At 70.3% G+C, this 19,461-nt stretch carries 13 protein-coding genes and 1 tRNA gene; 10 read left to right on the forward strand and 4 right to left on the reverse strand.

The window, feature by feature from the left end; translation table 11 throughout:
• Positions 1 to 26: 26 nt before the first annotated feature.
• Complete coding sequence (locus FRANCCI3_RS28465; RefSeq protein ID WP_035908651.1) at positions 27 to 623, reverse strand: hypothetical protein; 597 nt, start codon at positions 621 to 623, stop codon at positions 27 to 29.
• Between the two features lie 94 nt (positions 624 to 717).
• The gene (locus FRANCCI3_RS21745; RefSeq protein WP_011438655.1) at positions 718 to 3,132 is read right to left on the reverse strand and encodes a DEAD/DEAH box helicase; all 2,415 of its coding nucleotides are present in this window, start codon (positions 3,130 to 3,132) and stop codon (positions 718 to 720) included.
• Positions 3,133 to 3,459: 327 nt separating this feature from the next.
• Here FRANCCI3_RS21745 and FRANCCI3_RS21750 point away from each other — a divergent pair, with 327 nt between their 5' ends.
• From FRANCCI3_RS21750 to FRANCCI3_RS21780, 7 genes are all read left to right on the forward strand, one after another.
• On the forward strand, positions 3,460 to 3,801 hold the full coding sequence (locus tag FRANCCI3_RS21750; protein ID WP_011438656.1) for an STAS domain-containing protein: 342 nt from the start codon (positions 3,460 to 3,462) through the stop codon (positions 3,799 to 3,801).
• A 38-nt stretch (positions 3,802 to 3,839) separates the two neighbouring features.
• On the forward strand, positions 3,840 to 4,370 hold the full coding sequence (locus tag FRANCCI3_RS21755; RefSeq protein WP_011438657.1) for an ATP-binding protein: 531 nt from the start codon (positions 3,840 to 3,842) through the stop codon (positions 4,368 to 4,370).
• Between the two features lie 517 nt (positions 4,371 to 4,887).
• Complete coding sequence (locus tag FRANCCI3_RS21760; RefSeq protein WP_011438658.1) at positions 4,888 to 7,227, forward strand: sodium-translocating pyrophosphatase; 2,340 nt, start codon at positions 4,888 to 4,890, stop codon at positions 7,225 to 7,227.
• Between the two features lie 457 nt (positions 7,228 to 7,684).
• The gene (gene topA, locus FRANCCI3_RS21765; protein ID WP_011438659.1) at positions 7,685 to 10,834 is read left to right on the forward strand and encodes a type I DNA topoisomerase; all 3,150 of its coding nucleotides are present in this window, start codon (positions 7,685 to 7,687) and stop codon (positions 10,832 to 10,834) included.
• A 299-nt stretch (positions 10,835 to 11,133) separates the two neighbouring features.
• Positions 11,134 to 13,203 (forward strand): dTMP kinase, encoded by a 2,070-nt coding sequence (tmk, locus tag FRANCCI3_RS21770; protein WP_308726856.1) that lies wholly within the window; start codon positions 11,134 to 11,136, stop codon positions 13,201 to 13,203.
• Between the two features lie 42 nt (positions 13,204 to 13,245).
• Positions 13,246 to 14,490, forward strand: a complete 1,245-nt coding sequence (locus FRANCCI3_RS21775; RefSeq protein WP_011438661.1) for a DNA polymerase III subunit delta' — start codon at positions 13,246 to 13,248, stop codon at positions 14,488 to 14,490.
• Between the two features lie 152 nt (positions 14,491 to 14,642).
• Positions 14,643 to 15,590 carry a PSP1 domain-containing protein gene (locus FRANCCI3_RS21780; RefSeq protein WP_011438662.1) on the forward strand — a complete coding sequence of 316 codons (948 nt, stop codon included), beginning with the start codon at positions 14,643 to 14,645 and terminating at the stop codon, positions 15,588 to 15,590.
• Here FRANCCI3_RS21780 and FRANCCI3_RS21785 read toward each other — a convergent pair.
• Entirely contained in the window at positions 15,572 to 16,306 is a 735-nt protein-coding gene (locus FRANCCI3_RS21785; protein WP_011438663.1) for a response regulator transcription factor, read from the reverse strand. The two genes, FRANCCI3_RS21780 and FRANCCI3_RS21785, sit on opposite strands and share 19 nt — an antisense overlap.
• A 331-nt stretch (positions 16,307 to 16,637) precedes the next feature.
• Between FRANCCI3_RS21785 and FRANCCI3_RS21790 the strand changes: the two genes are divergently transcribed.
• Positions 16,638 to 16,709: transfer RNA gene (locus tag FRANCCI3_RS21790), tRNA-Thr, on the forward strand.
• A gap of 178 nt (positions 16,710 to 16,887) precedes the next feature.
• On the opposite strand, the gene FRANCCI3_RS21795 is transcribed toward FRANCCI3_RS21790, so the two are convergent.
• Positions 16,888 to 17,427, reverse strand: a complete 540-nt coding sequence (locus tag FRANCCI3_RS21795; protein ID WP_011438664.1) for an inorganic diphosphatase — start codon at positions 17,425 to 17,427, stop codon at positions 16,888 to 16,890.
• Positions 17,428 to 17,510: 83 nt separating this feature from the next.
• Here FRANCCI3_RS21795 and FRANCCI3_RS25445 point away from each other — a divergent pair, with 83 nt between their 5' ends.
• Entirely contained in the window at positions 17,511 to 17,963 is a 453-nt protein-coding gene (locus FRANCCI3_RS25445) for a hypothetical protein (RefSeq protein ID WP_023840733.1), read from the forward strand.
• 9 nt (positions 17,964 to 17,972) lie between these two features.
• Entirely contained in the window at positions 17,973 to 19,424 is a 1,452-nt protein-coding gene (gene dacB / locus FRANCCI3_RS21805; RefSeq protein ID WP_011438665.1) for a D-alanyl-D-alanine carboxypeptidase/D-alanyl-D-alanine endopeptidase, read from the forward strand.
• The last annotated feature ends 37 nt before the right edge of the window (positions 19,425 to 19,461 follow it).

Here is a 19,461-nt window from a genome sequence, read left to right on the forward strand (position 1 = left end):
GGGCCGTGGGGAGGAGCGGAGGGTGTCTACTTCCCGGTCGGCGTGGACGACCCGGTTCCGGAACGGACGCCCTCGCGAGGTTGGGCGGCGCCGCTCGCCGCATCACCGCCACTGTCACGGCGCCGCAGATCAGCGACGCGGGCGACGATCCGGTCGCCCCGGTGGGGATGGGTGATGATCTGGCCCGAGGACGCCGCGGTGGGGACGGCCGCGGGCATCGGAGCGGCCGCCGGGCGCGCCTCGGGCGGGGCCGTCCGGGTTCGCGCCCCGCCGGTGGCGGCTTCGACGGACCGGGGGCCGCCGGTGGCGGGCGCGGGCGGAGCGGCCGGCGCGGCCGGCGCGGAACGCACCAGCGCCTCCATCTCCCGGGCGCGCTGGCGTTCCATCCGGTGGCGGCGGCGATCCCGCGCGAGGCCCTGCAGGAAGAGCTGCACGCCGGCCGCTACCAGCACTCCCGTGGCCAGGCCGAGGACGAACAGGCCCCAGGTGTCGAACGAGAGTATCTGTCCCATGATCAGGACTTCGGTGTGACCGCTGTTCTCCAACACGAGATCCGCGGTGAGAACTCCAGCCACCAGCAACAGCACGACACCGACGGTTACCACCGAGACCTCCAGAACCATGGACGTTGGTATAAACGACGGAGAAAAGCCGATCTGGTCGACATACCCGGGTCCGGTCGCGGGGGAACCACGCCGCGGCGAAGTGGTCACGGGGCTAGCCGATCATGGCGGTCACCGCGGCGAGGAGCCGCCAGGCAGCCGCCTTGTCGAGCGGCTCATTGCCATTTCCGCATTTGGGCGACTGGACGCACGACGGGCAGCCCGCCGGGCACTCACACGCTTCGATCGCGTCCCGGGTCGCAGCCAGCCAGGCACCGATTCGGAGGAATCCCCGTTCAGCGAAACCCGCCCCGCCGGCGTGTCCGTCGTAGACGAAGACGCTGGTGCGTTCGGTGTCCGGATGGAGCGCGGTCGAGACACCGCCGATATCCCAACGGTCACAGGTCGCGAACAGCGGGAGCAGACCGATCGCCGCGTGTTCGGCGGCGTGGACGGCACCGGGGACATCCGCAGGCTCGATCGCGGCTCGGGCAAGCAGGTCGTCGGACAGCGTGTACCAGACGGCCCGGGTCCGCAGCTGACGCGGCGGCAGATCGAGAGGCTCCTGCCCGAGTACCTCGCCCGTCGCGATCAGCCGCCGCTGGTATCCGACGACCTGGCTGGTGACCTCGACCACGCCGAGGTGCACCTCCACGTCGGGCAGCACCCGGGATCGCGACGACTCCACCACCCTGATGTCGGTGTGGTCACGCGCGGTGGTCGTCCATTCCGGCGCCGACTCGCATACGAACGCGACGGATTCCTCGAGGTCGAGGTCCTCGACCACGAAGCTCGATCCCTGGTGGAGATAGACCGCGCCAGCGTGCACCGTCGTGTGCGAGGTCGCGGCGTCCACGGTGCCCAGAAGCCGACCGGTCCGCGCTTCGACGATGCGAACCGGTGGTCCTCCCGCCCCTCGGATGTCCACATCCGGCCGGGCCCGTTGCGTCCAGAACCAGCCCGTGGGCCGGCGGCGCAGCCGGCCTCGGCGAACCAGGTCGTTGACGGCGAACGCAGCGGTCGGTCCGAACAACGCCAGATCCGCCTCGGTCAGCGCCAGCTCGGCCGCGGCGCACTCCAGGTGCGGAGCGAGCACGTAGGGATTGTCGGGGTCGAAGACGCTGGCCTCCACCGGCCGTCCGAAGACGGCTTCGGGATGATGCACCAGGTAGGTGTCAAGCGGATCGTCCCGGGCGACCAGCACGGCCAGCGATCGCCGGCCATCCCGCCCGGCGCGTCCGGCCTGCTGCCAGAGCGAGGCGAGCGTGCCGGGAAAACCGGCGGTGACGGTGGCGTCCAGCCCGCTGATGTCCACCCCGAGCTCGAGTGCCGACGTCGCGGCCGCCCCGAGCAGGGCGCCCGAGCGGAGATCCTCCTCCAGGGCCCGTCGCTCCTCCGGCAGGTAGCCGGCCCGATACGCCGCCACCCGGTCGGCGAGGTCTGCGGCGATCCGACCGAGTTCGCGGCGGGCGGTCACCGCCACCACCTCGGCGGCCCGTCGCGAGCGGACAAAGACCAGGGTGCGCACACCGTCCGCGACGAGGTCCGTCAGCAGGTCCGCGGACTCGGCGGTCACCGACCGGCGGACGGGGGCGCCGTTCTCGCCCGGGCCGGGCGCGGAGGTCGGGTCCTCCCGGTCCGGCGAGCTCTGCCCGGTCGTGAGCAGCGGAGGTTCGTAGAGCACGAAGTCCAGTGGCCCCCGCGGAGATCCGTCAACGTCGACCACCTCGACCTCCACGCCGGTGAGCCGTGCGGCCGAGACCCCGGGATCGGCGACGGTCGCGGACGCGAGCAGGAACACCGGATCGGTCCCGTAGCGCGCGCAGATCCGCCGCAGCCGGCGGATCACCGCGGCCACGTGTGCGCCGAACACCCCTCGGTAGCCGTGGCACTCGTCGACGACGACGTAACGCAGGCCGCGCAGGAACTGGGTCCACCGCCGGTGGAAGGGCAGGATGCCACGGTGGAGCATGTCGGGGTTGGTCAGGACCAGGCCGGCATGCGCCCGGACCCAGTCCCGTTCGGCCGCCGGCGTGTCCCCGTCGAACGCGGCGGCCCGGATACCGGTGAGCCGCAGCGACCGCACGGCTCTGAGCTGGTCGTGGGCCAGCGCCTTCGTGGGCGCCAGGTAGAGTGCCCGGGCACCGGGCTCGGCGAGCAGCCGGGACAGCACCGGCATCAGATAGCCAAGCGACTTACCCGAGGCCGTGCCGGTCGCCAGCACCACGCTGCGCCCGGCGTATGCGGCCTCGGCGGCAGCCGCCTGGTGGCTCCAGGGGCTCGCGATCCCGGCGGCCGTCCACCGTCCCCGCAGGACCGGATCGATCCAGTCCGGCCATGGCGCCGGGCAGCCGTCCCGAGCCGGGACACGCTCGATGTGCGTCATGCACCGCGCTCGTCGCACGTCGCGGCGCAGCCCGGCAAGGACCGTGTCCGCGCCGTCGACATCCACCGGCGAGCCCACGACGATCGAGGATATGCGTCTCGACGCGGTCACGGCGCCCCTCAGCCGGACGAACCCCCCGAACATCGCCCTCTCGGGCCCCCGGGCCCCCGGGCCGGGGATCATCTCGGCGTGGCTACGGACAGCGAGGCCGATGACAAGACGACAGGCGGACCACGGAGTGTCCCCGCGGGACCAGCTGCGCCGAAACCGCCGATGCAGTCGGTCGACCCCCACACGAGCGCCAAGATCGGGGATACATTTCATCAGACGTCATCAGCCGGCGATGCCGCAACACCGGACCCGCGATCTGTGTCGCGGCACACCGGATTGATCCTCCTCGTGGGAGGGTAATGGCGCCGTGATGTCGGTCGCCCGAAGCACGGGACGGCCGGAGGCACACAAGGAGGATCCGTGGACCTGTCCCTCACGACACGCCAGGAAGGCAACCACACGGTCGTGGTGGTGGGCGGCGAGATCGACGTCTACACCGCGCCGAAGCTTCGCGAGCAGCTCATCGATCTCGTGTCCGGGGGGTCATACCACCTCGTCGTCGACATGGAAGGCGTCGAGTTCCTCGATTCGACGGGCCTCGGGGTCCTCGTCGGCGGGCTCAAGCGGGTGCGTGCGCACGAGGGTTCGCTGCGTCTGGTCTGCACTCAGGAGCGCATCCTGAAGATTTTCCGGATCACCGGCCTGACCAAGGTCTTCCCCATCCACTCCTCCATCGAGGAAGCCCTTGCCGCCAGCGACTGAGCCGGACATCACTCTTTCGCGAAAGGCAGGCCCGCCGTATGCCCACCGTTGAGCTGCGGTTCGCTGCACTGAACGGGCACGTTCGTACCGCCAGGATGATCGCGACGGCGGTCAGCCGGCGCGCGGGAGTTCCGGTCAGCGCGGCCGACGAGATCAAACTTGCGGTGACGGAGGCATGCACCCGAGCGGTGCGCGTCAACCGCAGGCATGCGCCGCAGGCCCCGGTGCATGTCGCGCTCACCGATGGCGCCGATTCCTTCACCATCACGGTGGCCGACTGCGGCCGGACCGGAGACGAGGTCGCCCCCGGTCCGGACGGTGGCCTCGTCACCGCGACCACCCTGCTCGAACTCGGATCCGAGTCGACTCAGCCGCCGGGTTGGGCGGAACCGGCGGACGACGATCCCTCGGCGGACAACTCTGGTTTCCCACCGGGGCTCGGACTCGCCCTCATCGAGGGACTCGTCGACGAGATCGAGATCAGGCGTGGCCCCGACGGCGTGGGTACGGTTGTCGCGATGACCTGGCACACCGGCGCCACATCGGACCCCTGCGAATCCGCGGTGTAGGACCTCTCCGGTCTCCCTGCCTGGGCCCGGCGACTGTTCCAGCCTCCGACCGTGCCGCCATGTGCCCCGCGCCAGGTTCCGAAGGTGGGGCACATGGAACCTGACATGGAGGTGGAGCCACGGCGCCAGTCTGCCATGTCAGTAACAGCACGAGCGATCTTTTTATGCCGAATATTCCTGAATCGATCCGTTTCCGGATTATCGCCGGGGCGGTGAGAGGTACCCGAGAGCACGCGACCCGGGCCGCCGCTGCTGAAAAACGAGCGCACGTCACAGACGTGTGGATAGACTCCGCCGCATCTCATGGACGGCTGATCCAACCATCCGTGATTCCCTTGGTGCTCCCCGTGAGACCGGTCAGATGCTTGGAAATGGGAAGAACCGACCGATCTCGCCCAAAGCGCCGCCGGATGCGGCGCGTGGCCGTGACCGTCTCGATGCCGTGGCGACCGCCGAAAGGGCGCCCGAGAGCACCGGCACCCTCACGGAGGGCGCACAGAGCAGACCGGGAGGAGCCATGTCCTCGATCCAAGCCCTACAGGCCGAGGGCTCTGGAATTGACCTTAGCGGCAGAGCCCTCGGCCTGGTCGCCGGTGTGGCGATAGTCGCAGCCCTCGCATTGCTTGTTGCCGGTTATCTGGTTCGTGAGGTATTGGCGGCGAGTCCAGGCACCCCGAGGATGGTGGAGGTCGGCCGGGCGGTCCAGGAGGGCGCCGCCGCCTATCTCAGACGGCAGTTCACCACACTCGCGGGATTCGTCGTCGTCATCCCCTTCGTACTGCTGCTCCTGCCAGCCGAGAACACTGGAGCGAAGATCGGTCGGTCGATCTTCTTCGTGGTCGGTGCGATCTTCTCCGCGTTGGTCGGATTCGTCGGGATGTCGCTGGCGACCCGGGCCAACACCCGCACTGCCGCCGCCGCCATGACCCGAGGGGAACGAGCCGCCGTCCGCATCGCCTTCCGCACCGGGGGGGTGGTGGGGATGTTCACCGTCGGTCTCGGACTCCTGGGGGCGGCGGCCGTGGTCCTCGTCTTCCGGGACACCGCCCCCCAGGTCCTGGAGGGATTCGGATTCGGCGCCGCTCTGCTCGCGATGTTCATGCGAGTAGGCGGAGGGATCTTCACCAAGGCCGCCGATGTCGGGGCGGACCTGGTCGGCAAGGTGGAACAGGGGATTCCCGAGGATGATCCCCGCAACGCCGCGACGATCGCCGACAACGTCGGCGACAACGTCGGCGACTGCGCCGGCATGGCCGCCGACCTGTTCGAATCCTATGCGGTGACGCTCGTCGCGGCGCTGATTCTCGGGGTCGAGGCGTTCGGCGAACGCGGCCTGGTGTTCCCCCTGCTCATCCCGGCGGTCGGGGTTGTGACCGCGGTCATCGGAATCTTCGCGGTGTCGCCGCGGGCCGGTGACCGCACCGGAATGTCCGCCATCAACCGGGGTTTCTTCATCTCCGCGGTGGTGTCCGCGATCGGCGTCGTCGCCGTCTCACTGCTCTACCTCCCGACGAGCTTCGCCGATTTCCCCGGGATGCAGGGAAGCACCCAGTCCGGTAATCCACGAGTGATCGCGATCGGCGCGGTCCTGATCGGGATCGTGCTCGCCGCCGCCATTCAGCTGCTAACCGGGTATTTCACCGAGACCGGCCGCCGGCCGGTGCGGGACATCGCAAAGGCGTCGCTCACCGGACCAGCCACCAACATCCTCGCCGGAATCGGGGTGGGTCTGGAGTCGGCGGTCTATTCTTCGCTGCTCATCGGTGCCGCGATCTTTGGCGCCTACCTGCTCGGCTCCGGCAGCGTCACGATCGCGCTGTTCGCGGTGGCGCTGGCGGGGACCGGTCTGCTGACGACGGTGGGTGTCATCGTCTCGATGGACACCTTCGGGCCGGTGAGCGATAACGCACAGGGCATCGCCGAGATGTCCGGCGACATGGACGAGGCGGGTGCGGCCATCCTCACCTCGCTCGACGCCGTCGGCAACACCACCAAGGCGATCACGAAGGGCATCGCGATCGCCACCGCGGTGCTCGCCGCCTCGGCGCTGTTCGGCTCGTTCACCGACACCGTCACGACGGCTCTCCGCGACGCCGGAGCGCTGCCCGAGGCGGGTCGGGGCATCGTTGGCGGCCTGAACATCGCCTACCCCGACGCGCTGGTCGGGCTCACCATAGGTGCGTCCGTGGTCTTCCTGTTCTCCGGGCTCGCGATCAATGCGGTGGGCCGCGCGGCCGGGCGGGTCGTCCTGGAGGTACGCAACCAGTTCCGGTCCAGGCCTGGAATCATGACCGGCGACGAGAAGCCGGATTACAGTGCGGTCGTCGACATCTGCACCCGCGATTCGCTCCGCGAACTGATTACACCGGGAACGCTGGCGGTTCTCGCCCCAATCGCGGTCGGTTTCGGCCTGGGATACCCGCCACTCGGTGCGTTCCTCGGCGGCGCCATCGCCGGCGGCGTGCTGATGGCCGTGTTCCTCGCGAACTCCGGCGGGGCCTGGGATAACGCGAAGAAGATGGTCGAGGACGGCCACCACGGCGGAAAAGGCTCGGAGGTCCACGCGGCCACGGTGATCGGCGATACCGTGGGAGATCCATTCAAGGACACCGCCGGCCCTTCGATCAACCCGCTGCTCAAGGTGATGAATCTGGTCAGCCTGCTGATCGCTCCGACGGTCGTAAAGTACTCGGTGGGCGCGGACGAGAACACGGGGCTGCGCATCGGTGTCGCCCTCGCCGCCCTCGCCGCCATCGCAGCCGTGATCATCATCTCCAGACGACGGAGCTCAATGATCAACGATGTGCCCGATATGACACAACCGACACCGGCTCCCAGCGAGAAGATCAACGCCTGACCCACATCGCTCCGCCACCGCCGACCCCCGCGGCTCGCACGAGGCCACGCGGGTCGGCGGCGCTGTTTCACACCGATGGAACCTCGAGAACCGATGGAACCTCGGAATCGGGATCGGGTACCGCCCGTGGGCCGGGTGATGCGCCAGCGGACCATCCGCGCCACCCACGTCGGATCGGGGAAGCAGTGGGTGAGCGTCGGGCTACGGTCGCCATACCCGGACGGGAGGATCCGCGAGACGGAATGGCGGCGTACGGTGCTGCGAGGCACCGCTCTCACTCCGACGGCCGCCGCCCGCACGACCACCGTCCGCCGGACACCCGCGCCGCCCCCGCCAGATCCAGTAACGCGCTCCGCCTCCGCAACATCCGCCATGTTCGAGACCTACGCTCCGTAGAAGCAACCTACGCTTTCGCCCCACAGAGCACTAAAACGAGCACGTCGCACCGAGGAGAGAAGTGCCAGCGCGCACGAAGACGACGACACGGGCGACCGCGCGGTCATCCGCACCGGTCGCCGAGCCCACCGAGGCCGGGCTCCCGCCGGAGACCGGCTCGAGCGAGGCATCGGCCGACGTACCCGCCGGCGCCACCAGCCGGACGGCGAACGGGCGAACGGAGGCTGGCCATTCGGCGAACGGCTCAGGCGGAGCCACCGGCGCCCACGGCAGCCGCGCCACCGGCTCCGGCCCGGGCAACCGCCTGGTGATCGTGGAATCGCCGGCGAAGGCGAAGACGATCGCCGGCTATCTCGGTCCGGGGTGGCAGGTCGAATCCAGTATCGGGCACATCCGTGACCTCCCGCGCAGTGCCGCCGATGTCCCGGCCGCGCACAAGGGCAAGCCGTGGGCTCGGCTCGGCGTCGACGTCGACAACGACTTCGAACCGCTCTACATCGTGACGCCGGACAAGAAACCGCAGGTCAGCAAGCTCAAGGCGCTCGTGAAAGACGCCAGCGAGCTCTACCTCGCGACGGACGAGGACCGCGAGGGCGAGGCCATCGCCTGGCATCTGCTCCAGACACTGAAGCCGACGGTGCCGGTCAAGCGGATGGTGTTCCACGAGATCACCCCCCAGGCGATCCAGCGGGCCGTCGACAATCCGCGCGATATCGACAAGAACCTGGTCAACGCTCAGGAAACGCGTCGCATCCTGGACCGTCTCTACGGCTACGAGGTCTCTCCCGTGCTGTGGAAGAAGGTCATGCCGAGGCTGTCGGCGGGCCGGGTCCAGAGCGTGGCGACCCGCATCCTGGTGGAGCGGGAACGTGCCCGGATGCGGTTCCACTCGGCGGAGTACTGGAACATCGAGGGCCTGTTCGGGGCGACCGTCGCCCGCCAGGCGTGGTCGGGCGCGGACGGCACACCGGGATCCGGGCCGGATGGACCCGGCGCCGGGTCCATCCGCGGCGACGGGGTCGAGAAGACCCCGCTCCCGGCAACCCTGATCGCCCTGAACGGCAACCGGATCGCGACGGGTCGTGACTTCTCCCCGACGGGGCAGCTCGTCTCCTCCGGGGTGACGCGGCTGGACGAGGCCACCGCCCGGTCGCTGGCCGAGCGGCTCGCCGACGCCGCATTCACGGTGCGCTCGGTGGAGACCAAGCCCTACCGCCGTTCGCCGTACCCACCGTTCATGACCTCGACGTTGCAGCAGGAGGCCGGCCGCAAACTGCGCTTCTCCAGCCAGCGCACGATGCAGGTGGCGCAGCGGCTGTACGAGAACGGCTACATCACCTACATGCGGACGGACTCGACGAACCTGTCCAAGACCGCCCTGACCGCGGCCCGCGCGCAGGCGGCGAGCCTGTACGGGCCGGAGTACGTGCCGGCACGCCCCCGCACGTACGCCAAGAAGGTCAAGAACGCGCAGGAGGCCCACGAGGCCATCCGACCCGCCGGGGACCACTTCCGGACCCCGGGTGAGGTTCGTGGCGAGCTCGACGTCGACTCCTACCGGCTCTACGAGCTGATCTGGCAGCGGACGGTGGCCAGCCAGATGGCGGACGCCCGCGGCACGAGCGCCACGATCCGGCTCGGCGCGACCTCGTCCGCTGGGGAGGACGCCGAGTTCTCGGCATCGGGGAAGGTCATCACCTTTCCCGGTTTCCTGCGCGCCTACGTCGAGGGCGCCGACGATCCAGACGCGGAACTGGAGGACCGGGAGCGGCGGCTGCCGGACGTACGGCAGGGCGACCCACTGACCACCCGCTCGCTGACCCCCCGCGGGCACACCACCAGTCCGCCGGCGCGCTTCACCGAGGCCAGCCTGGTCAAGACGCTCGAGGAGCTCGGGATCGGTCGGCCGTCCACCTACGCCTCGATCATCGGCACCATCCAGGACCGCGGCTACGTGTGGAAGAAGGGCTCGGCCCTGGTGCCGAGCTTCGTCGCGTTCGCCGTCGTCGGCCTGTTGGAGGACCACTTCACCCGGCTGGTCGACTACCGGTTCACCGCGACGATGGAGGACGACCTCGACGACATCGCCGCCGGCACGGCCGCCTCGACCGACTGGCTGACCCGCTTCTACTTCGGAACCGGCGACGGCACCGACCCGGCCGCCGACGGACTGAAGCACCTGGTCAATGAGCGGCTCGGAGAGATCGACGCCCGCGAGGTGAACTCGATCCCCCTCGGCGAGACCGACGACGGCACCCTGCTGGTCGTCCGGGTGGGCCGCTACGGCCCCTACGTCCAGCACGGGGAGCGCCGTGCCAGCGTGCCGGACGATCTCGCACCGGACGAACTCACCGTCGACAAAGCGCTGGGGCTGCTGGCCGCGCCCAGTGGCGACCGGATGCTGGGAATCGACCCGGCGTCGGGGGCGACCATCACGGCGAAGGCGGGTCGCTTCGGCCCCTACGTCACCACCGACACTGACCCGCCGCGCACGTCCAGTCTGCTGCGTGGCATGTCGTTGGAGACGCTGACCCTCGACGACGCCGTGCGGTTGCTCACCCTTCCGCGCATTCTGGGTGCGGGGGATGACGGGGAGGAGGTCACCGCCCAGAATGGCCGCTATGGCCCATACGTGAAGAAGGGTGCCGAAAGTCGGTCGTTGGAATCTGAGGATCAGTTGTTCACCGTGACCCTGGACGAGGCCTTGGCGCTGCTCTCCCAGCCCAAGGCCCGCGGTCGGCGCCAGGCCGCGCAGAGCCCGCCGCTGCGCGAGCTCGGGACCGACCCGGCCAGCGGCAAACCGATGGTGGTGCGGGAGGGCCGGTTCGGCCCCTACGTCACCGACGGTGAGACCAACGCCAGTCTGCGCAAGGGCGACACGGTCGAAACGATCACCGATGAGCGTGCCGCGGAGCTGCTGGCAGACCGTCGGGCCCGCGGACCGGCCACCGCGAAGCGTCCTGCCCGGGGCACCGCGAAAGCCGGCACCGCCAAGACCGGCCCGAAAACCACCAAGGCCAAGCCGGATACGGCGAAGTCCGGCACCGCGAAGTCCGGCACCGCGAAGACCGGCACCGCGAAGACCGGCACCGCGAAGACCGGCACCGCCAGGTCCAAGACCGCCCGGACGGTGACGGACGACGGCGGCGGCTCCGATGGCTCCGATGACTCCGGTAGCTCGTCGTCCAGTGGCACCCGCCGGACGGACTGATGGCGCTGCCGATCGGTAGGAGCCCTGGAGAACCTGGAGAAGCGGACGCGCCCCGGGTGGTTTCCGAGGTTACGGCGTTCACCATCGGCGACACGGAGACCACATCTGGTAACGCAGAGTCGTCCAATGTGACCGGCAGGTCCACCACCCCGGTCGAGACGTCCGGAGGAGACCCTGTGGCCACCGACCATGCAGCCGGATCTCGGGACGCCGGGCGGCGCCCACCCTGGCCCGTCCGGCGACCGCGGGTCCGCCGCTCGCCGAGCAGGCATCCGGTGACGACGGTTCCCTCGCCGCCAATGCCGTCCACCATCGCCGCCGGAGGCGACAGCGACATCCGGGCCGTCCTGCGGATCCCCGCGTTCCGCCGGATGTGGATTCAGCTCAGCCTGTCCAGCCTGGGTGACTGGATGGGTCTGCTGGCAACCACCGCACTGGTGACCCAGCTCCAGGAGAGCTTCTCCGGGCAGGCGTACGCCATCGGCTCGCTGCTGATCGTCCGGTTGATGCCGGCCCTGATCCTGGGCCCACTCGCCGGTGCCCTCGCCGACAGGCTGGACCGCCGGCTGACCATGGTCGTGACGGACGTCATGCGGTTCGGGCTGTTCATGTCGATCCCGATCATCGGGACGCTCAAGTGGCTGCTCATCGCATCGTTCCTGGTGGAGGCGGTCACCCTGGTGTGGGCGCCGGCGAAGGACGCGAGCGTCCCGCACCTGGTGCCCAAGGAGCGGCTCGCGGCCGCCAACACCCTCAGCCTGATCATGACCTACGGCACGGCCCCGATCGCCGCGACGATCTTCACGATGCTTGCGACGATCTCACGGACGCTCGGCTCCAGCGTGTCGTTCTTCCATGACTCCTCGGTCGACCTCGCGTTGTACTTCAACGCGGCGACGTTCCTCGGCTCGGCAATCGTGATCTGGGGACTGAAGGGCATCGGACGGGCCGCGCGGCCGGAGACCGGCCCCGAGCCCGGGTTCTTGGCCTCCATCACCGAGGGATGGCGCTACGTCGGCCAGGACAAACTGGTCCGCGGACTCGTCGTGGGCATCCTGGGCGGGTTCGCCGGCGCCGGCTGCGTCATCGCCCTCGGCCGGCTCTACGTCGAGATCCTGGGCGGCGGCGACTCCGCGTACGGGGTGCTCTTCGGCGCGGTGTTCGTCGGCCTCGCCGCCGGCATGGCCGCCGGTCCCAAGCTGCTCGGCGACTACAGTCGGACCCGCCTGTTCGGCGTCTGCGTGACCGGGGCGGGTATCACCCTGGTGATCGTCGCGATCATCCCGAACCTGGTCATCGCCTGCATCCTCGTGGTCGCGGTGGGGGCGTTCGCCGGCGTGGCCTGGGTGACCGGATACACCCTGCTCCAGGCCGAGGTCTCCGACGAGCTGCGGGGGCGCACCTTCGCCCTGGTGCAGTCGCTGGTCCGCATCGACCTGCTGCTCGTGCTCGCCGCCGCGCCCGGCCTGGTTGGCCTCATCGGCTCGCACAGGATCCATCTGTGGGGCGACATCAACGTCCGCGCGGACGGCGTCACCGCGGTCCTGCTCGCCGGCGGTCTGCTCGCCGTCGCGGTCGGCCTGTTCTCCTATCGGCAGATGGACGACCCGACCGGAGCCGCGGTCTGGCCCGAGCTGTGGAACGCGCTGCGCGGCCGGCGGCCGGCGGCCACACGTCCCCGCCGCACCGGCCTGTTCATCGCGATCGAGGGCATCGATGGCGCCGGCAAGAGCACACAGGTGGAGCTGCTACGAACGTGGCTCGCCTCCTCCGGCCGGGAGGTGGTGGTGACCTCCGAATCCGGCGGCACCGCACTGGGAACGGGCCTGCGAGAACTGCTCCTCGACCCGACGGTACGGCTGCACCCCCGGACCGAGGCGCTGCTGACCGCGGCGGACCGCGCCGAACACGTCGCGCAGGTGATCGAACCCGCGCTGGCCCGGGGAGCGATCGTCATCACCGATCGTTACGTCGACTCGTTCATCGCCTTCCAGAGCGTGAGCCAGGCCCTCAGCACCGACGAGCTGTCCGTCCTCACCCAGTGGGCGACGCACGCGCTGCTTCCCGACGTCACGGTCCTGTTGGATCTGCCGGCCGAGATCGTCCTGCGCCGCGCGCGGATGACCGCGTATCCTGATCCGCCGCCGGGGCCGCCGGGGCCGCCGGACGGCCCGGCCGAGGCGGACGACGCCGGGAAGTTGACCTTCCAGGGCCGGGTACGCGACACGTTCCGTCGGCTGGCGCAGAAGGAGCCCGATCGTTACCTTCCGCTAGACGCGACGCGGTCACCGGAGGAGATCCACGCCGAGATCCGCTCGTTCATGGCCAGCCGCATCGATCGGCCAGCCGTCCTGCTCGGTGTGCTCTGACCGACGCGCTCCGGACCGGCGTGGCTCGGGGATGATGGCCCGGTGACGGTCTGGGAGACGCTTGTCGGGCAGGACGCGGTGGTCGCGGCGCTGAGCGCCGCGGCGTCCGCCGCGAGTGCCGGGCTCGCGAGTGGAGGCGGCGCGCCGGCTGCCGCCCGTGCCGGGATGACGCACTCGTGGCTGTTCACCGGACCCGCCGGGGCAGGTCACCAGGACGCGGCGCGCGCCTTCGCCGCAAGCCTCACCTGCGAGAACGAGCCGCCGGGCTGCGGCGAGTGCACCGGCTGCCACACCGTGCTCACCGACACGGCCACCGATCTGCGAACCGTGCAACCGGAGGGGCTCTCGCTCGGTGTGAAGGACGTGCGCGCGCTGGTACGCGACGCCGCCAGCGCCCCGACGGCCGGCCGCTGGCGCATCCTGCTGATCACCGATGCGGACCGGCTCACCGAGGCCGCGGCGAACGCCCTGCTGAAGGCCCTCGAGGAGCCGGCGGATCGGGCGGTGTTCCTGCTCTGCGCCCCCTCCGTGGAGGACGTGCTGCCCACCATCCGTTCCCGCTGCCGGACGGTCGCGCTACGGCTGCCCTCGGCCACGGACGTCCGCGACGCGCTGGTTCGCGAGGGAGTCAACGAGCAGGTCGCCGAGACGGCGGCGCGGGCTTCCCAGGGTCATCTGGCCCTGGCGCGCCGGCTCGCCTCGGATGAGCGGGTCCGGGCCAACCGGGCGGCGGTGTTGCGTATCCCGGCCCGGCTCGGCCGGGTCGGTGACTGCCTGGCCGCGGCGGCCGATCTGGTGAGCGCGGCGAACGCCGACGCGGAGGCCGCGAATGCGGAACGCGACGAGGTGGAGACCGAGGCGCTGAAAACCGCGCTCGGCGTCGGTGCCACGGCGGTCGGCGGGAAGTCCAGGTCCGCGCGGGCCCCGAAGGCGGGGGCCAAGGGCCGGACGATGGTGGTGCGGGGTGCCGCGGGGGCGCTCAAGGAGCTGGAGCGGACCCAGAAGAGCCGAGGTCGCCGCACCGTCCTCGATGCGCTGGATCGGGCCCTGGTGGACCTCGCGGGGCTGTACCGGGATGTCCTGGTCCAACAGCTCGGCGCCGGTGTCGACGCGATTCATCCTGATCACTGCGTCGAGGCCGCCGGATACGCCGCGGCCTGCACTCCGGAACAGACACTGCGCCGGCTGGAGGCTGTCCTCGCGACCCGGGCGTCACTGGCCAGAAATCCCGGCCTCGTCCCACTGCTCGCGGTGGAGTCGCTCACCCTCGCGCTGCGCGACACCTGACAACCGGCGACCGGCGACCGGCGGTGGGGACGAACCGGCGTAATGGCCTGTCTGGGCGGAAGGCCGGGCATATCCTGATCGCGACGCGGACATGCCCTTCGACCAGGTCCGCCCGGGCGGGACCCGGCGGGCGCAGGGAGGTGACCGGTCGGATGCCGATGATGTGCGCGGTGGCGTTCTCCCCACGGGGCAAGCTCTACTATGCCGATCCTGGTTCCTGCAGCCCCCGGGTCGGCGACCGGGTGCTCGTCCCCACCGAGGAGGGCCCCGAGGTCGCCACCTGCATGTGGGCGCCCCAGTGGGTCAGCGACGACATCGGCGACCTGCCGGTGCTCGTCGGGATGGCCGACGCGTCCGACATCCAGCGCGAGCAGGTCTCCCGGCGCCGACGCGCCCGGGCGCGTGTCGCGGCCCGCCGCCTGGCCCGTGAGCATGACCTGCCGATGAAGATCGTCGGTGTTGACCACGTGATGGCCACCGGCGGCTACACGGTCTACTTCAGCGCGGAAGGCCGCGTCGACTTCCGTGAACTGGTGCGGGATCTCAACCGGACGCTGGTGGCGCGGGTCCAGCTGCGGCAACTGTCCGCCCGCGACAGCGCCCGGGTCCAGGGCGGGATCGGTTCCTGCGGCCGCGACCTGTGCTGCGCCACTTTTCTCAACGACTTTGAGCCGGTGAGCCTGCGGATGGCCAAGGAGCAGAACCTCGCCCTCAATCCGATGCGCATCAGCGGGGCATGCGGCCGGCTGATGTGCTGCCTGCGTTACGAACATCCCCTCTACGAGGAGTTCGCCGAAGCCGTGCCCGCGGTCGGAGACCGGGCGACGACCCCACACGGTGCGGGCCGGGTCGTGCGGCACGATGTTCCGCGTCAGCAGGTGGTCGTGGTTCTCGACGGCGGGGGCCGGACCTCGTGCGACCGCGCGGATGTCTGCGCCTCCCGGCGGGTCCACGACACCGCCCACCCCGGTGGCTTGGCGGGATGCTCCCCCCCGGGCAGCACCTCTACAGCCGGCGGGGAAACGACGACAGGAGGGGAAACGACGACAGGAGGGGAAACGACGGCCCTGCGGGAAGGACGTCACGGGTCGAAGCGGTAGCCCATCCCGCGCAGGGTCGTGACCAGCCGGCGCTGCGGTGGACGACCCTCGACCTTGGTTCGTACCCGCCGGACGTGCTCGGTGACGGTGGCGGGGTCCTGGAACCGCGTGCCCCACACCTGCTCGAGGAGTTCCTCCCGGCTGAAGACCCGCCGAGGATGCCGGGCGAGGAAGGCCAGCAGCTCGTACTCGCGCGCGGTCAGATCGATGCGCTCCCCGGCGACGGCGACCTCGCGGGCCCGCAGGTCGATGGAGACGTCTCCGTAGACGAGCGGGTCGCTGCCGTCCCCGGTGCGCTGCGGCGGCGGTTCCGCCGGCCGTCGGCGAAGCCGGGCGCGCACCCTGGCCACCAGTTCTCGCAGCGAGTAGGGCTTCACGACGTAGTCGTCCGCGCCCAACTCGAGGCCGACCACCCGGTCGACCTCCTCGGCCCGCCCGGTGAGCATGATCACCGGAACCTCGCTGGTCTGGCGGAGGCGGCTCAGGACGGCGAAGCCGTCCATCCTGGGCATCGCGACATCCAGCACCACCAGATCGATCTCGGTGGTCTGGAAGAGCCGAAGAGCGGCCTCGCCGTCCGCGGCCTCCAGCACCCGATAACCGAATCTCTCCAGGCTGCGCGCAAGTGCTATGCGAGATGCCTCATCGTCCTCAGCGACGAGGAGCGAGGCTCCTCGCGTCGTCGCTGCTGGTGCAGCGTCTCCGGCCCCGGTCATGGTGCGAAACCCTACGCATCCTCATCGGAACCACTGCGACCGGGGGTGGCGATTTACGGTGTTGCAGCACCCAAAACTAACTAAATGTGACATAAAGAAGATAATTTGCCGACTCAGGGCCATTTTGACGACATAGCACATCCCTCGCCATGACAGCCTGAGACGGAGGCATTCCAGACCGTGCCCGCCACTGGTGGCATCACCGTGGACGGCTGGGATCCGGGGCGACGGCGGGCATCTCGGCCCGCGAACAGCCACCGAACCACCGCCGGGTCGAGCCCGCCCACGCATCTGGCATACTCGACCCGGGCCAGTGCGGTCCTGGCCGTTCGCCGGAGTAGCTCAGTGGCAGAGCAATCGCCTCGTAAGCGATAGGTCGCGGGTTCAATCCCCGCCTCCGGCTCACTCCCCGATTCCGCTCGCACGATCATTACGCGCCAGGTAACCGTCATAGCCGGCACGTCCGGCCCGGCGGCGGGCCGGCTCCCGCCCCGGGCCCATCCCGTGGGTTCCTGAACCTGTCCCACCCCGCTTGGGACGTGGGACAGGTCGTCACGGATACCACAAGCCGGACGGAGGGATCAGGCCGACCTGGGTTCGGCCTCCTGGTCGTGCCCGTCCGCCTCCGCGGCCTCCGCCTCGCGCAGCCGCTTGATGGACGCCAGGATCTCCCGCTCAGCCTCCTTGCGGTCCACCCAGGATGCGCCCTCCACCGACTTACCGGGCTCGAGGTCCTTGTAGACCTCGAAGAAGTGCTGGATCTCCAACCGGTCGAACTCCGGCAGGTGCCGCAGATCCCGCAGGTGCTCCTGCCGGACGTCGGCCACCGGCACGCAGAGAACCTTGTCGTCCGGCCCCTTCTCGTCGGTCATCTCGAACATGCCGATCGTCCGGCACCGCACCAGGCAGCCCGGGAACGTCGGCTCCTCCAGCAGGACGAGGGCGTCCAGCGGATCACCGTCGCGCCCGAGGGTTCCCTCGATGAACCCGTAGTCCGACGGGTAGTGGGTGGAGGTGAACAGCATCCGGTCAAGCCGGATACGGCCGGTGTGGTGATCCATCTCGTACTTGTTGCGCTGCCCCTTGGGGATCTCGATGGTCACATCGAACTCAAGGTCCACTCCGCTCCCTGTCTCCTTCGTCTTCGCCCGGTCCGCACCGGAGCGATCGCCGTTTGTCACATGGTGCTCGTTCGAGCCGTACCGTGCTCGTGGCGCAGTACGTCGTGCTCGTGCCGTACGTCGTGCTCGTGGCGCAGTACGTCGTGCTCGTGCCGTACGTCGTGCTCTGCCAGGCGGTGGACGTGCTCCGCCCGGGGCGCGGGCCACCCACCCCAGTGACCACAACGAGGCGTCACACCCACGACGGCGCACCTAGTGTCGCGGACGCCGCCTCCCACCCGAACCACTCCCACCCGAACCGCACCGGCACCACCACGTTTCCACCGCCGGATCTCCCGGGCACCGAAACCATGCTGGGCACCGGCGACACGCCCGGTGGGGCCTTCTTCGTACCAGTGCCGCCCGCCGACACGACACCTCCGGTGTCCCGTCGCACCCCCGGTGTCCCGTCGCGGCGGGACACCGCCGGGCAGGCCGGCGGCGACGGATCCGGGTTCACCCGCCGCGCCGTCGCCGACCGCCCGCTGGTTGCGTAGTGTCGGTGAGTGACGTCAGCCGCACCGGTCGCCCGGGTAGGGGGGCTCACCGCCCTGGCCGGCGCGCTGCTCGCCGGGTCCCTGTCCGTCGGTCCCACCACCGGATCAGCCGCGGAACTCGCCGGCAGCGGGTCCGACCGCGCGGGCGCTGCGGTGCTCGGCGGTCTCGATTCGGCCGCGCCGATCCCGCAGCCCGCGGCGGTGGCGGCCCGCCTCGCCGGCCCGCTGGGTGATCCCGTTCTGGCGCGGCCCGCGGCCTTCGTCATAGACGCACAGTCGGGTCGGGTGCTCCTCGACGTCCGGTCCCGCATCCCCGTGGCACCGGCCTCCACGTTGAAAACCGCGGTCGCCACGGCCGCGTTGACCACCTTCCCCGACGACCGGCTGCGGACCACCGTGGTCTACAGCCCGCCCGCGGGCGGGAACGCCCGCACATCAGGCGGAACACTGTGGCTCGTCGGCGGCGGAGATCCGACCCTGACCGCCTCCACCGCGCCCGGCGGCTATCCGGCTCTGGCCCGGCTGAGCGATCTCGCCGCTCAGGTCCGGGCCGCGGGTATCACCTCGGCGGCTCGGGTGATCGGCGATGGAGGGCTGTTCGTCGGTCCGGACCGGGCACCGGGATGGCGCGACAACTACGTGACCGACGGGGACGTCGCCCCGGTCTCGGCGCTGGAGGTCGACGCCGGACGGTCGGCACCGGAAGCCGTCGGACCGCGCAGCCCCACCCCGGCCGCCGCCGCGACCACGGCCTTCGCCGCGGCGCTCATGACCGCCGGAGTATCCGTCGGATCGGTGGCCACCGGCCCGGCGGACCCGGCCGCACAACGGGTCGCGGCGGTCTACAGCCCGCCGGTGCGGGTCTTGGTCGAACGCATGCTCACCCAGTCAGACAACGATCTCGCCGAGAGCCTGGGACGGCTCGTCGCCCATCGGAGGGGCCTGCCCGCCTCGTTCACCGGCGCCACCCGCGCGGTGAGGGACGTCCTCGCCGAGGCGGGCCTCCCCGTCGCAGGGATGGCACTGGCCGACGTGAGCGGCCTGTCCATCGCAAACCTGATCATGCCCATGACCCTTGTGGCCATCCTGCGCGCCGCCGTCCTCCCCGGTCGGCCGGCGCTGCGCACCATTCTCACGGGGCTGCCGGTAGCCGGGTTCTCCGGTACGCTAGGTGACCGCTACACCACTGGCGACACCGCCATCGGAGCGGGTGACGTCCGGGCGAAGACCGGCACTCTGCACAACGTCAGCAGCCTCGCGGGCCAGCTCGTCGACGCGGACGGCAGGCTGCTCCTCTTCGCGTTCCTCTCGCCCGCCGAGGAGGCGGGCAGCACCAAGGCCGCCCTCGACCGGGCAGCCGCGGCGCTCACCGGCTGCGGATGCACCCCGGCCCGGTCGACGACCGTGGCGATCCCACCGGCAGCATCGCGCCCACCGGCAGCATCGCGCCCACCGACCTGAGCAGGACCGTCGGCGCCCCGGCGCGTCCCATCCCGTT

It is taken from the genome of Frankia casuarinae, assembly GCF_000013345.1.
Classification (GTDB): Bacteria; Actinomycetota; Actinomycetes; order Frankiales; family Frankiaceae; genus Frankia; species Frankia casuarinae.